Raw genomic sequence first — 13,262 nt, forward strand, 5'->3', positions numbered from 1 at the left:
GGACGTTGCCTCCATGGCGCTGCTGCAGATCAATCAACCGCGCTCTGGCGGCACTGACGATAATTCGAACGGGCTGCTGCTGCGCCGCTGGTTGCGGTCCTCCCGCGGCGTGGCGCCGAAGAAGTTGCGGTAGGCGCTGGAGAAATGCGGCCCCGAAGAGAAACCGCACGACAGGCCGATCTGGATGATCGACTTGCTGGTTTGCATCAACATCTGCCGGGCCTTGTTCAGGCGCAGCTCCAGGTAATACTGGCTCGGCACGCGGTTGAGGTACTGCTTGAAGATCCGCTCCAGTTGGCGACGGGACACGCACACATGCTGGGCGATCTCGTCGGTGGTCAGCGGCTCTTCGATGTTGGCTTCCATCAGCAGCACCGCCTGGGTGAGCTTTGGATGGCTGGAGCCGAGACGGTTCTGCAATGGAATGCGCTGACGCTCGCCACCTTCACGGATGCGTTCGACCACCAGTTCTTCGGAAACCGCACCGGCCAGTTCCGCACCGTGATCGCGGGCCAGGACGGCCAGCAGCAAATCGAGTACCGACATGCCGCCGCACGCGGTCAGGCGATCGCGATCCCAGTCGAACAGATGGCTGGTGGCGATGACTTTCGGAAAACGCTCGGCGAAATCGTCCTGCCAGCGCCAGTGCACCGCCGCGCGGTAGCCGTCGAGCAGGCCGAGTTGCGCCAGCGGGTACACACCGGCCGACAGACCGCCAATCACACAACCGGCACGCACCAGTTGTTTCAGCGCGCTGCTGAGCGCCGGCGCCAACGTCGTCGGTGGCTCATCGGCGAGCAGGAACAGTTTCTGGAAATTTTCGAGTTTGCCGGCCCAGGGTTCGCCGGGCAGTTGCCATTCACCGTCGGTCGGTGCTTCGGCCTGCAGGAACGACAGCTCGTAAACCACGTCCGGATGCACACGCTGGGCAACACGCAAGGCCTCCTCTGCCAGCGCCAAAGTCAGAGCTTTAGTGCTGGGCCAAATCAGGAAACCAATTCGATGGGCAGTCATGGCGGGCGATCCGAAACGTAAACAGAGGGAAAAACCGAAATCGGCTGCAACCAAATTAGACCATCTGGCGCGCTGCGCAGCATGACCTAATCTGGTGCATAACGGGAGCGATTACTTGAGGCTGCCCGAGAGGAATTGTTGCAAACGTTCCGATTGCGGATTGACCAGCACTTCACGCGGGTTGCCGCTTTCTTCGACGACGCCTTTGTGCAGGAACACCAACTGGTTCGACACTTCACGGGCGAAGCCCATTTCGTGGGTCACCACCACCATGGTCCGGCCTTCCTGAGCGAGGGCCTGCATGACTTTCAGCACGTCACCGACCAGTTCCGGGTCGAGGGCAGAAGTCGGTTCGTCGAACAGCATCACTTCCGGTTCCATCGCCAGCGCGCGGGCGATCGCCACACGCTGTTGCTCGCCACCGGACATGTGCCCCGGGAACGCGTCTTTACGATGGGCCACGCCAACCTTGTTCAAGTAGTGCTCGGCTTTCTCGCGGGCTTCGGCCTTGGACACGCCCAGCACGTGAACCGGCGCTTCCATGATGTTTTCCAGCGCGGTCATGTGCGACCACAGGTTGAAGTGCTGGAACACCATCGACAGGCGCGAACGCATGCGTTGCAGCTGTTTCGGATCAGCCGCTTTCAGCGCGCCGTCCTTGTTCGCCACCAGTTTCAGCTCTTCGTTGTTGAGCAGGATCTTGCCCGCGTGCGGCTGCTCAAGCAGGTTGATGCAGCGCAGGAAAGTACTTTTGCCGGAGCCACTGGAGCCGATGATGCTGATCACATCGCCGGCGGCCGCTTTCAGGGAAACGCCCTTGAGCACTTCGTGACTGCCATAGCGTTTATGCAGGTCTTGGACTTCAAGTTTGTACATGCGGTCGGTTCTCACAAAAACAGTCAGTCGTTGAGCAAAGGGCCGTCGCGCAGCGCATCGCGCCCCGCCACTTTGGCCAGCCAGAAACCGGGTTGGGCGTAACGCAGCCGCTCAATGGCAAACAGCACCCCGGACGTACCAGCACACACCGTGCTGACCCGATCCGACAGCGGATCGATCACTTCGAAAATCTTGTCACCGGCTTCAACCCACTCGCCGGGCTTGCGCAGAAAACTCACCACACCGGGATGCGGCGGCAGGAGCAATTCAGTGCCCTCGAACGGCATGCCTTCACACGGTTCGCGCCCTGCGTTCGGCCACTCCCCACGGATCAGGCCCTGCTCGGCGAGGAACGCCAGAATGCCTTCGGCCCAGGCTTCGGCCTGTGCCGGCGTGGTGTCAGCCTGACCGCCGAGTTCAACGGTCGTCGCCAGGCACGCCAGAGGAATCTGCGCGTCCGGAAACAGGCGCGACAGACGCAGCCACGGCAACGAACAGGCTTCATCGAACGAGCTGCCGCCGGAGTCTTCCGCCAGCAGGCCGACCTTCACGTCCAGGTGTGCAGCGAGCGAACGCCACTGCGGCCAGTGTTGCGGCAAGGCGTACATGTGCAGTGCGGCTTCGCAGTCACAATGCAGATCCAGCACCACATCGGCGGTGGCGGCATGCTGCAGCAGGATGCGCTGCATGCCTTGCAACTGGCTGCCGGCCTCGGGCAATGCCGCCAGATGATCAGCCATCGCCTGACGGATCAGACGGATGTTGGCGTGCGGATCATCACCGAGTTGTCCTTCCAGCGCAGTGGCCACGGGGCCGCTGAGCTCGACGAAATCACGGTTGAAATTCTTGCCGCTGCCAGCCTCGAAACGCCCCTGATGGTTGCCTTGCAGCAACTGGCCAAGGCCCAGCGGGTTGGCCACCGGCACAAGCTCGATGACGCCGTTGAGCAAGCCCTTGGCTTCGAGTTCGCCGAGGCGTTTTTTCAGTTCCCAGGCGGTGCGCATGCCGGGCAGTTCGTCAGCGTGGAGGCTGGCCTGGATGTAGGCCTTGCGCTCGCCGCTGCCGAAGCGAAACACCGAAATCCGGCGCTCGCTGCCCAGGTGGCTCCACGGCAGAATGTGGTCGATGCGTTCCATATCAGTGCTTCCTCGGGGCCAGGTAGCTCAGCCAGCGACGTTCGGCCAGCTTGAACAGGCGCACCAGAATGAAGGTCAGGCACAGGTAGAACACGCCGGCGGTAATGTACGCCTCGAACGGCAGATAGAACTGCGCGTTGACGGTACGGGCCGCGCCGGTGATGTCGATCAGGGTCACGATGGACGCCAGACTGGTGGTCTGCAGCATCATGATCACTTCGTTGCTGTACTGCGGCAGCGCCCGACGCAGGGCCGATGGCAGCAGGATGCGCTTGTACATCTTGACCCGCGACATGCCCATGGCCTTGGCCGCTTCGATCTCGCCGTTCGGCGTGGCCTTGAGGCTGCCGGCGATGATTTCGGCGGTGTAGGCGCTGGTGTTGATCGCGAACGCCAGGCACGCACAGAACGTCGCGCTGGACAGCCACGGCCAGAGGAAGCTTTCACGCACCGCTTCGAACTGGGCCAGACCGTAGTAGATCAGGAACAGCTGAACCAGCATCGGCGTGCCGCGGATCACGTAGGTGTAAAGCCACGCCGCACCGTTGACCACGGCGTTCTTGGACACACGCATCAGCCCCAGCGGCAGGGCCGCGAGCAGACCGAAGAACAACGACAGCGCGAGCAACTTGAGGGTGGTGACCAGACCGCCGAAGTACAGCGGCAGGGCCTCCCAAATGACGTTGTAGTCGAAGATCATAGATCAGCCGCCCTTACGCCTACCGAGTAGCGCTTCTCAAGGTGACGCAGCGCCAGCAACGAAACACTGGTGATCACCAGGTACATCGCCGCCACTGCGAGGAAGAAGGTGAAAGGCTCGCGGGTGGCGTCGGCCGCCTGCTTGGCCTTGAACATCATGTCTTGCAGACCGACCACGGAAATCAGCGCGGTGGCCTTGGTCAACACCAGCCAGTTGTTGGTGAATCCCGGAATCGCCAGACGAATCATCTGCGGCACCAGCACCCGGAAGAACACCTGGAAGCTGCTCATGCCGTATGCCATGCCGGCTTCGGCCTGACCTTTGGGGATTGCCATGAACGCGCCGCGGAAGGTTTCCGACAGGTACGCACCGAAGATGAAACCGAGGGTACCGATACCGGCGGCCAGCGGATTCAGGTCGATATAGTCGTCATAGCCGAGCATCGGTGCGACGCGATTGAGCAGGTCCTGGCCGCCGTAGAAGATCAGCAGGATCAGCACCAGGTCGGGAATCCCGCGGATCACCGTGGAATACAGATCGCCCAGCCACGCCAGCCAGCGCACCGGCGACAGGCGCAATGCGACACCGATCAGCCCGAGAACGATGGCCAGGGCCATGGACGACAAGGCGAGCTGAAGCGTCAGCCAAGCGCCATCGAGGATGACAGCCCCGTAGCCTTTCAACATGATTCAGGTCCTCGAAAGTTGGGATGAAAAAATGGCGCAAACCGCAGAGATCCTGTTGCTTGCGCCATTTCGGACGGGTCGAGCGACGTCTTTACTTGCCGTAAATGTCGAAGTCGAAGTACTTGTCCTGGATTGCCTTGTACTTGCCGTTCTCGCGGATGGCCGCGATGGCGGTGTTGATCTTGTCTTTCAGGGCGTCGCCCTTGCGTACCGCGATGCCTACGCCGTCGCCGAAGTATTTGACGTCGGTGAACGCCGGGCCGACGAACGCGAAGCCTTTGCCGGCGTCGGTTTTCAGGAAGCCGTCATTCAACAGCGTAGCGTCCGCCACGGTGCCGTCGAGGCGGCCGGCGGCCACGTCGAGGTAGATTTCGTTCTGCGAACCGTACGGCTTGATCTCGGCACCCAGCGGGGCCAGGACTTCGCGGGCGAAACGCTCGTGGATCGAACCACGCTGCACGCCGATGTTCTTGCCCTTGAGCTCAGTCAGACCTTCGCTGACCTGAGTGCCTTCTTTCATGACCAGGCGGGCCGGGGTGTTGTAGTACTTGTTGGTGAAGTCCACGGACTTCTTGCGATCTTCAGTGATCGACATGGACGACAGGATCGCGTCGATCTTGCGCACTTTGAGTGCCGGGATCAGACCGTCGAACTCTTGCTCGACCCACTGGCACTTGACCTTCATTTCTTCGCACAGCGCGTTGCCGATGTCGTAGTCGAAACCGACGATGCTGCCGTCCGGCGCTTTGGAGGCGAATGGAGGGTAAGCCGCTTCGATACCGATTTTCAGAGGCTTTTCATCGGCGAATGTCGGCAGGGACAGCACGGACAGTGCCAGGGCGCCAAGCAGCACAAGTTTCTTCATCTTGGGACTCCATCGGTAAAGGGCAAAAACGGCAGAGTGAGCGACAGCCCAATATGCGAATGGGTGGAACGAAAGCGGTTGCTGCGTGCGTGGGATATTTCCGAACAAACCCTAAAGGCTTCAACGCGAGCCACGACGAGCGAGTGATCGGCATTCTAACGACAGGCCCGAAGCCGATATTTCTTCAATGCGACAACTAATTACAGATGCACCGAGAAACCCGCTTGAGCACATTGACAGCTCCGCAATTTCATGCAAGAGCGAAAGACAGTGAACCGATCTATGCTGCAAATTGCGGGCCTATTATTCGCAAACCCTTCTAATCCGGCAAGCGCGGGGTGATGTCTTATTTTTCACCGGGGGTTTTGAGGCCCTTAAACAGGGCAATGCGTTTCCGGATGCCCCGTTGCGGAGCGGGCGGTTACACATTCGGTTACGTGAAGCTCCCTGGGTAACAACGGGAAATGTCTTACGCCTGAAATCGATAATTATTGGTTGGATGGTTTTGAGTTCCGACAGCGGACAACACCGGTGCCGTACAAATTGCCTTCGCGAGCAGGCTCGCTCCCACATTGAAATGCAACCCCCTGTGGGAGCGAGCCTGCTCGCGAAGAGGTCAGCAAGCCCACTACAAACCCTGCAGGCATAAAAAAGCCCTGCCCGGCATTACCGGGCAGGGCCTTCTATGGCTCTAACGCTTACGCGACGTTCATGGTCTTGTGCGTATCGATCAGGTGCTGCACCACACTCGGATCGGCCAGGGTGGAGATGTCGCCCAACCCTTCATATTCGGCGGTAGCGATCTTGCGCAGGATGCGGCGCATGATCTTGCCCGAACGGGTCTTCGGCAGCCCCGGCGCCCACTGGATCACGTCCGGTGAAGCAATCGGGCCGATCTCCTTGCGCACCCAGTTTTTCAGTTCCAGACGCAGTTGCTCGCTCGGCTCTTCGCCATTTTTCAGGGTGACGTAGACATAAATGCCCTGCCCCTTGATGTCGTGCGGCACACCGACCACCGCCGCTTCGGCGACTTTCGGGTGAGCGACCATCGCGCTTTCGATCTCGGCGGTCCCCATGCGGTGGCCGGAGACGTTGAGCACGTCGTCCACACGACCGGTGATCCAGTAGTAACCGTCGGCGTCGCGACGGGCGCCGTCACCGGTGAAGTACATGCCACGGAAGGTCTTGAAGTAGGTGTCGACGAAACGGTCGTGGTCGCCGTACAGAGTACGGGCCTGACCTGGCCACGAATCGAGAATCACCAGATTGCCTTCAGCCTCGCCCTCGATGATGTTGCCGAGGTTGTCCACCAGCGCCGGCACCACACCGAAGAACGGACGTGCAGCCGAACCTGGCTTCAGCGCATGGGCGCCTGGCAGCGGGCTCATCATGTTGCCGCCGGTTTCGGTCTGCCACCAGGTGTCGACGATCGGGCAACGGGACTTGCCGACGTTCTTGTAGTACCAGTCCCAGGCTTCCGGGTTGATCGGCTCGCCCACCGAACCGAGCAGACGCAGGCTGCTGCCGTCCGCGCCTTCAACAGCGGCGGTGCCGGAGGCCATCATCGCGCGGATCGCGGTCGGCGCGGTGTAAAGGATGTTGACCTTGTGCTTGTCGACGATCTTCGCCACCCGGGTGATGTCCGGGTAGTTCGGCACGCCTTCGAACAGCAGCGTGGTCGCGCCGTTGGCCAGCGGGCCGTAGACGATGTAGGAGTGACCGGTGACCCAGCCCACGTCAGCGGTGCACCAGTAGATTTCGCCCGGACGGTAGTCGAACACGCGCTCGTGAGTCATCGCCGCGTACAACAGGTAACCGCCGGTGGTGTGCTGCACGCCCTTCGGCTTGCCGGTGGAGCCGGAGGTATAAAGGATGAACAGCGCTTCTTCGGCGCCCATCTCTTTCGGCGCACAGACGGTGCCCGCCACTTTCATCAGGTCCTCGTACCAGATGTCGCGATGCTGGTTCCACTTGATGTCGCCGCCGGTGCGCTTGCACACGATGACTTTCTGGATGCTGCTGGTTTCCGGGTTGGTCAGCGCGTCATCGACGTTGGCCTTGAGGGAAATCTTCTTGCCGGCACGAATGCCTTCGTCAGCGGTGATCACCACTTTCGAGCGGCAGTCGATGATGCGACCGGCCAGGGCCTCCGGCGAGAAACCGCCGAACACCACCGAGTGAATCGCGCCGATCCGGGTGCAGGCCAGCATGGCGACCACGGCTTCGGGGATCATCGGCATATAAATGGTCACCACGTCGCCGCGGTGCACATCCTGACCACGCAGGGCGTTGGCGAATTTGCACACTTGTTCGTGCAGTTCGCGGTAGGTGATGTTGCGGCTTTCGGAAGGATCGTCGCCTTCCCAGATGATGGCGACCTGATCGCCGCGCTCGGCCAGATGACGGTCGAGGCAGTTGTAGGAAACGTTCAGGGTGCCGTCGGCAAACCACTTGATGTCGACGTGGTGATCGTCGAACGACGTCTGTTTCACCGTGGTGAAAGGCTTGATCCAGTCGAGGCGCTTGGCTTGTTCGCGCCAGAAGCCGTCAGGGTTGACGACCGACTGTTGGTACATGGCTTTGTAGGTCGCCTCGTCGGTCAGCGTATTGGCCAGAACCTCGGGACGAACGGGATACAGGGAAGCCGCACTCATCTTTCCTACCTCGGTGTAATAGTTGTTTTTGTATGACCCTGTTGTAGCCGGGGCGCCCGTATAGAACCATTCGACGATGGTAGTAACAAGCCCCTACAAAACATCCAGAAATGACCCAAGCGCCTCTGAAGCAAAGCACGCAACCCTTGCTGGAGCTGGCTTGCCAGCGATTCAGACGACTCGGTTTCCCGGGAAAACCGCAGCGCTGATAACACGATATCCAGCGATTGTTACCAAATCTGCCAAAGGTGTTTATCAAAACCACATCTGTTTACACCCACCCCGCCTCCCTAAAATCTGCCTCGCCGACAAGGCAAAGTGATTAACAACGTTACAGCCCCCACGAAGGCCGTTAATCCAGCTCCGAAGTAACAAAGCAAAACGATGAAGCTCCACACGCAACCCCAAAAAGGTTGCGTGACCCCACTCGACCTCAAGAAGGTAAATTTCAGATGAAAGCTTTATTGGTTCTGGCCCTCAGCAGTCTGTGCGCAACCGCCATGGCAGACGAGGTTCCGACTGATGTCGCACAGCAACAACCGGCTATCGAGGAATACACTTACTCCACTCACCTGGACATCGCCAAAGTTGTATCGATGAGCGAAGTTCCAAATGTCTGCGAAGTTGTTCCGGCGAAAATGGAGTACGACGACTCCAAAGGTCAGCGTCACATCCTGCGTTACAGCGTGATGGGTAACGGCTGCACCAATTGATGCGTTGAGACTGCACCGAATCGGATCACTCCGCGCAACATCGAGGGTCGATTCCAGCCCGACTTCGGTCGGGCTCAGTTGTGTTTGAAGCGACGTAAAAGGGTTGCAAAACACAAGATATAGTGAAAAACGCGGTTTTTTGCTCGTTTTTTGAGCAATCAATCACACGCCAAAAAATTAATGAAAAAAAATTCTCCGGGGCCAATCCCGGCGAAAGCCCTGTAAACCCTCGCTCCGATCGAAATCACCCCAGCGCTCGACCGCCCTGCGCTGTTTCGCCCTCCCCCACGCCCGTGTTTTTTTCCCTATAATGCCGCCCAATCGGGTCAGCAATATTCCCTTACAGGGATCAAAGCCATTCTGAAGCCCCGCAGCAGCGACAACGCTGACCTGCGCCCGTCAGAGGCTCTCGGAAACCCGAAAAAATTTTCTGTTTATTGCCTGCGTAGCACCGCTGCAAAAAACGACATCCAACGCGGCCTGTACGGCCGTGTGAAAAACCAACAATCAGTTTTCACACGGGCACAGGCCCTCACGCAGGAGACGACACGTCATGCTGAGCTGGGACGAATTCGACAAAGAAGACAGTGAAGTAGCAGCAGTGAAAGGCGCCAACGCCGGCCACGCTAGCGAAGCCAACATGGACCGCCTCGACAGCGCCGGCGGTGCCGCCGCCCTCGAAGCCCGCGCCGTGACCGCCGAAGACTCGGCCGCCGTGGCCCGCGCCAAGGCTGCACTGGATTCCCTCGACGTCGCCGAAGGCCTCGCCGAACTCGAAGGCTCCGCCGCCCGTGTCGCCGTTGACGAAAAGCGCATGATCAACTGCCGCGCCGACCTCAACCAGCTCGTGCCATTCAAGTACGACTGGGCCTGGCAGAAATACCTGGACGGCTGCGCAAACCACTGGATGCCGCAAGAAGTCAACATGACCGCCGACATCGCCCTCTGGAAAAACCCGGAAGGCCTGACCGACGACGAGCGCCGCATCGTGATGCGCAACCTCGGCTTCTTCTCCACCGCCGACTCCCTGGTTGCCAACAACCTGGCCCTGGCCGTGTACCGCCTGATCACCAACCCGGAATGCCGCCAGTACATCCTGCGCCAGGCGTTCGAAGAGGCGATCCACACCCACGCCTACCAGTACTGCATCGAATCGCTGGGCATGGATGAAGGCGAGATCTTCAACATGTACCACGAGATCCCGTCGGTCGCGAAAAAAGCCGCCTGGGGCCTGAAATACACCCGCGCCATCTCCGACCCGGAATTCAACACCGGCACCGTAGAGACCGACAAAGAACTGCTGCGCAACCTGATCGCCTACTACTGCGTTCTGGAAGGCATCTTCTTCTACTGCGGCTTCACCCAGATCCTCTCCATGGGCCGCCGCAACAAAATGACCGGCGTCGCCGAGCAGTTCCAGTACATCCTGCGCGACGAATCCATGCACCTGAACTTCGGCATCGACGTGATCAACCAGATCAAAATCGAAAACCCACACCTGTGGGATGCCGAAATGAAGGAAGAAGCCTCGCAGATGATCCTGCAGGGCACCCAACTGGAAATCGAATACGCCCGCGACACCATGCCTCGCGGTGTGCTGGGTATGAATGCTGCGATGATGGAGGACTACCTGAAGTTCATCGCTAACCGTCGCTTGTCGCAGATCGGTTTGAAGGAAGAGTACCCAGGAACGACTAACCCGTTCCCTTGGATGAGCGAGATCATGGACTTGAAGAAAGAGAAGAATTTCTTTGAGACTCGTGTGATCGAATACCAAACTGGTGGTGCGTTGAGCTGGGACTAATCGTCTCGCGAGACAAGATTTGACGATTGCTGCTTGAGTCGTCGAATTGAGAAAGCAAAAAGCCCCGATTTGATCGGGGCTTTTTTATGGGCGGCTGGTAGCCCTTTTCCATCCCTACGTTGCAGCGCTCAATCTCCTACAGCACTTACAGCCGCTTCGCATTGAAGCCAACTGCAAGCACCTCTAAGCTCAATTGCAGGTGCCTAAGAAACACCCAACGTAGAAAGCTAGATCAGTCACACAGACGCATATGCCGTCGGTGGAGCTGTATCGCTCGTTGGGATTTCTTAAGTCCACTCTACGTTGGGGTCAGGCCCTCCAAAAATCTAAACGTAGAGGTAATGGATATGCCCGATCCTTTTTCTGTAACTGTCTTCTCGCGTCACAACCTCGCTCTACATGCCCTCCTGCTCGAAAACCAAACGTGGTTCTGTGCTCGCGATGTCGGCCGTTTGATGGGTGTCCATCTGTGCGAACGCATGGTCAATAAACTAGACAAGGATCAACGTCGCGTTTTGTGGATTGAGTACTTTCGGCAACCCGAAAAGCAGTTGATGCTCAGTGAATCCGGTGTGTATGCGCTGCTGGTGTATCACTACGTTCCTGGAAACCGTTTGTTGCGTGAGTGGCTAACTCTGCAGGTGGTGCCGGCCTTGCGCGATGCAGAGCACTCAGGACATTCAGAACGACCGATGTTGAGTTTGTTGGATTGGCCGGAGATGTCGTTGAGCCTGCTGCATTGGCAGGATGAAGGCTGGATCCGGCTGCGGGATATGCCTTATCTGCTGAATGATCAGATGCAACGGCGGAGACCGGGGAAGCCTTGGTGGCGAAAGGTTGCGCAGGTGTTTCAGGCTTCAAAGCATTCGATGGGCTAGTGATGGTGGTCGTAGGACCTTGCAAGATCCGTCGATATTTTCTGTAGGAATTTTCGTAGACAGCTTTGGTGGCCACTCAGTATCGTCCGAGGGTTTTCAACCCTCGGCGACTGTATGGACACTTCGAAAGAAAAAACTGGCTGGAGTGATGAGGAGCTAGAAGCTTCTGTAGACGCTTATCTAAAAATGCTGGTTCTTGAACAACAAAATCAGCCATTCAATAAAGCGGACGAGAATCGACTCTTGCGAAAAGGCCCGCTGAGCAAACGCAGCGCCTCTTCAGTCGAGTACCGCATGCAGAACATCTCTGCTGTGATGGATTTATTGGGGCTGCCGAGAATTACAGGCTATGTTTCGGCGAAAAATCTCGGCTCCGGTGTCATTACGCGTATCAAAGAGATCCTGGCTAAAAAAGACATGGAAGCGATACGAAACGGCTCACGAAGAGGCACTCAGCTGACTCGACTCCGGCTGATCGAACCTTCCGCACCTGAATTGAATGATGCGCCCCCGGGTGTACTCAACCCGAAGCAGACTAGCGCGACGGTAGTTAGGCTTTCGCGCAAATTAAATGTGAAAAAATGGGTTCTGAAACGTTCTCAAGGCATTTGCGAAGGGTGTGGCCAAAAAGCGCCATTCCAAGATGCTGATGGCAAACCTTTTCTTGAAGTTCATCATCTGAAACATCTCGTTAACGGGGGGACAGACCGTACGAGCAACGCAGTAGCCCTGTGCCCAAACTGCCATCGACGTTGCCATTACTCGAGCGACAAAGAAGAGTTCACTGCTAAGTTTTATAGGAGCGTCGAGGGGTTAGAGGCTGAATAGCTAGAAGGTATTTGGCAGTCAGCCAGTTAGAACGCATTAACCCAGTTGTCCGTTTTGGGGCAGCTTTACAACCCATCGGGGATAATTTCCCTCCCCCACTCAAGGACCCGAGCCCCACCATGAAATTCGACCTCGCCTACTGCCTCAGCCTCGACGACAAGTTGTCGATCTATGACGTTCGCGATCTCAATTTCGATGAGACGGTGGCGTTTGATTCCGCGAAGGAACACTTCCAGTGCCCCAACGACGCCTGTCGTGCGGCGTTCGATGCTTCGAACGAGTTGGGCACGTTCAACGCCAAGAACGTGAATTACGTGCGCACGCCGCACTTCAAGAATCTGCCCGGTACGCAGCATGTGGCGGGTTGTCCGTATGTGAGTTTGAAGACGTCGGCGTCGGGGGTTGAGGCGGCGGATGGGGAATTGGATGACGGGCGTGAGGAGCATTTCCCGTCGGAGTTGTTGCTGACGCGCCGTGAGTACGTGCGCAAGCCTGCCGCGCCTGCGGGGGGGGCGGATGTGTTGCGGGATGATCCGGTGCGGGTGGCGGCTACCCCCTCAAAAGAATCGCCGAGTCGTGAGACGGCGCCGGACAAGACCAGTGTGTTCGCTCACCCCGTGGAGTGTTTTGTGTCGAACTTCGCGGACAAGGATTTGCTCAAGCGCATGCCGTTGAAGATTGGCGAGCATACGGCGCCGTACAGTTCGTTCTTCAAGAAGATCGAGTACTTGATGGACAACAAGGGGCTGATTTACTGGGGCCGGATCAAGAAGATCGAGGACTTCCACAGCGCCAGTTTCCGGATCGATTTCGAGGACAAGGTCTGGTTCAAGAAGCCGGATGACAGCAAGAAGAAGCCTTATCCGGTCAGTGTCTATCTCAACAAAAAGCTGATCGACAACTACCGCAAGCGCAAGGCGTTTCTGGAAGAGATCAAGCACGCCATCGACAGCGACAAGGAGTTGTTCTGCTTCTTCTATGGCGTGACGCCGGAGTTGAAGCAGGTGCCGGGCAAGAAGAACCCCGAAAAGCCTTTCGAGGTCTTCAATGCCAATATCGAGAACCTGGATCACTTCATCATTCGTGAAGCGCCGGGTCTGGCGTGATG

12 protein-coding genes are annotated in these 13,262 nt (G+C 58.1%); 5 read left to right on the forward strand and 7 right to left on the reverse strand.

The annotated features are described in order from the left end of the window. Nucleotides 1–33 precede the first annotated feature (33 nt). The 7 genes from argR to acs all read right to left on the reverse strand — a co-directional run bounded on the left by argR (nt 34) and on the right by acs (nt 7,931). Nucleotides 34–1,014 (reverse strand): transcriptional regulator ArgR, encoded by a 981-nt coding sequence (gene argR / locus C6Y56_RS21425; RefSeq protein ID WP_085607460.1) that lies wholly within the window; start codon nt 1,012–1,014, stop codon nt 34–36. Nucleotides 1,015–1,125: 111 nt separating this feature from the next. Continuing rightward, nucleotides 1,126–1,890 carry an ABC transporter ATP-binding protein gene (locus C6Y56_RS21430; protein WP_003227281.1) on the reverse strand — a complete coding sequence of 255 codons (765 nt, stop codon included), beginning with the start codon at nt 1,888–1,890 and terminating at the stop codon, nt 1,126–1,128. A 23-nt stretch (nt 1,891–1,913) separates the two neighbouring features. Continuing rightward, the gene (locus C6Y56_RS21435; RefSeq protein WP_169431538.1) at nt 1,914–3,026 is read right to left on the reverse strand and encodes a succinylglutamate desuccinylase/aspartoacylase family protein; all 1,113 of its coding nucleotides are present in this window, start codon (nt 3,024–3,026) and stop codon (nt 1,914–1,916) included. A gap of 1 nt (nt 3,027) precedes the next feature. Then, entirely contained in the window at nt 3,028–3,726 is a 699-nt protein-coding gene (locus C6Y56_RS21440; RefSeq protein ID WP_011335540.1) for an ABC transporter permease, read from the reverse strand. Next, nucleotides 3,723–4,412: an ABC transporter permease gene (locus tag C6Y56_RS21445; protein ID WP_007951063.1), complete on the reverse strand. Its 690-nt coding sequence runs from the start codon at nt 4,410–4,412 to the stop codon at nt 3,723–3,725. Before C6Y56_RS21445 ends, C6Y56_RS21440 begins: the two co-directional genes overlap by 4 nt. A gap of 91 nt (nt 4,413–4,503) precedes the next feature. Beyond that, nucleotides 4,504–5,277, reverse strand: coding sequence for an ABC transporter substrate-binding protein (locus tag C6Y56_RS21450; RefSeq protein WP_169431539.1), 774 nt, complete (start codon nt 5,275–5,277; stop codon nt 4,504–4,506). 698 nt (nt 5,278–5,975) lie between these two features. Continuing rightward, nucleotides 5,976–7,931 carry an acetate--CoA ligase gene (gene acs / locus C6Y56_RS21455; protein ID WP_169431540.1) on the reverse strand — a complete coding sequence of 652 codons (1,956 nt, stop codon included), beginning with the start codon at nt 7,929–7,931 and terminating at the stop codon, nt 5,976–5,978. A gap of 452 nt (nt 7,932–8,383) precedes the next feature. Between acs and C6Y56_RS21460 the strand changes: the two genes are divergently transcribed. The 5 genes from C6Y56_RS21460 to C6Y56_RS21480 all read left to right on the forward strand — a co-directional run bounded on the left by C6Y56_RS21460 (nt 8,384) and on the right by C6Y56_RS21480 (nt 13,260). Next, nucleotides 8,384–8,644 carry a DUF2790 domain-containing protein gene (locus tag C6Y56_RS21460; RefSeq protein ID WP_047599663.1) on the forward strand — a complete coding sequence of 87 codons (261 nt, stop codon included), beginning with the start codon at nt 8,384–8,386 and terminating at the stop codon, nt 8,642–8,644. A 553-nt stretch (nt 8,645–9,197) separates the two neighbouring features. Further along, entirely contained in the window at nt 9,198–10,448 is a 1,251-nt protein-coding gene (locus tag C6Y56_RS21465; protein WP_007951068.1) for a ribonucleotide-diphosphate reductase subunit beta, read from the forward strand. A gap of 347 nt (nt 10,449–10,795) precedes the next feature. After that, on the forward strand, nt 10,796–11,326 hold the full coding sequence (locus C6Y56_RS21470; RefSeq protein ID WP_169432686.1) for a BRO-N domain-containing protein: 531 nt from the start codon (nt 10,796–10,798) through the stop codon (nt 11,324–11,326). Nucleotides 11,327–11,440: 114 nt separating this feature from the next. Continuing rightward, entirely contained in the window at nt 11,441–12,154 is a 714-nt protein-coding gene (locus tag C6Y56_RS21475) for an HNH endonuclease (RefSeq protein ID WP_169431541.1), read from the forward strand. Between the two features lie 119 nt (nt 12,155–12,273). Then, entirely contained in the window at nt 12,274–13,260 is a 987-nt protein-coding gene (locus C6Y56_RS21480) for a hypothetical protein (RefSeq protein WP_169431542.1), read from the forward strand. The last annotated feature ends 2 nt before the right edge of the window (nt 13,261–13,262 follow it).

This window comes from Pseudomonas fluorescens (genome assembly GCF_012974785.1).
GTDB classification, from domain to species: Bacteria; Pseudomonadota; Gammaproteobacteria; order Pseudomonadales; family Pseudomonadaceae; genus Aquipseudomonas; species Aquipseudomonas fluorescens_BT.

Coding starts and splice junctions, on each gene's coding strand:
- C6Y56_RS21435 (WP_169431538.1), bottom strand. CDS start 3,026: ATGGAACGCATCGACCACATTCTGCCGTGGAGCCACCTGGGCAGCGAG.
- C6Y56_RS21450 (WP_169431539.1), bottom strand. CDS start 5,277: ATGAAGAAACTTGTGCTGCTTGGCGCCCTGGCACTGTCCGTGCTGTCC.
- C6Y56_RS21445 (WP_007951063.1), bottom strand. CDS start 4,412: ATGTTGAAAGGCTACGGGGCTGTCATCCTCGATGGCGCTTGGCTGACG.
- C6Y56_RS21480 (WP_169431542.1), top strand. CDS start 12,274: ATGAAATTCGACCTCGCCTACTGCCTCAGCCTCGACGACAAGTTGTCG.
- C6Y56_RS21440 (WP_011335540.1), bottom strand. CDS start 3,726: ATGATCTTCGACTACAACGTCATTTGGGAGGCCCTGCCGCTGTACTTC.
- C6Y56_RS21470 (WP_169432686.1), top strand. CDS start 10,796: ATGCCCGATCCTTTTTCTGTAACTGTCTTCTCGCGTCACAACCTCGCT.
- acs (WP_169431540.1), bottom strand. CDS start 7,931: ATGAGTGCGGCTTCCCTGTATCCCGTTCGTCCCGAGGTTCTGGCCAAT.
- C6Y56_RS21460 (WP_047599663.1), top strand. CDS start 8,384: ATGAAAGCTTTATTGGTTCTGGCCCTCAGCAGTCTGTGCGCAACCGCC.
- C6Y56_RS21430 (WP_003227281.1), bottom strand. CDS start 1,890: ATGTACAAACTTGAAGTCCAAGACCTGCATAAACGCTATGGCAGTCAC.
- C6Y56_RS21475 (WP_169431541.1), top strand. CDS start 11,441: ATGGACACTTCGAAAGAAAAAACTGGCTGGAGTGATGAGGAGCTAGAA.
- argR (WP_085607460.1), bottom strand. CDS start 1,014: ATGACTGCCCATCGAATTGGTTTCCTGATTTGGCCCAGCACTAAAGCT.
- C6Y56_RS21465 (WP_007951068.1), top strand. CDS start 9,198: ATGCTGAGCTGGGACGAATTCGACAAAGAAGACAGTGAAGTAGCAGCA.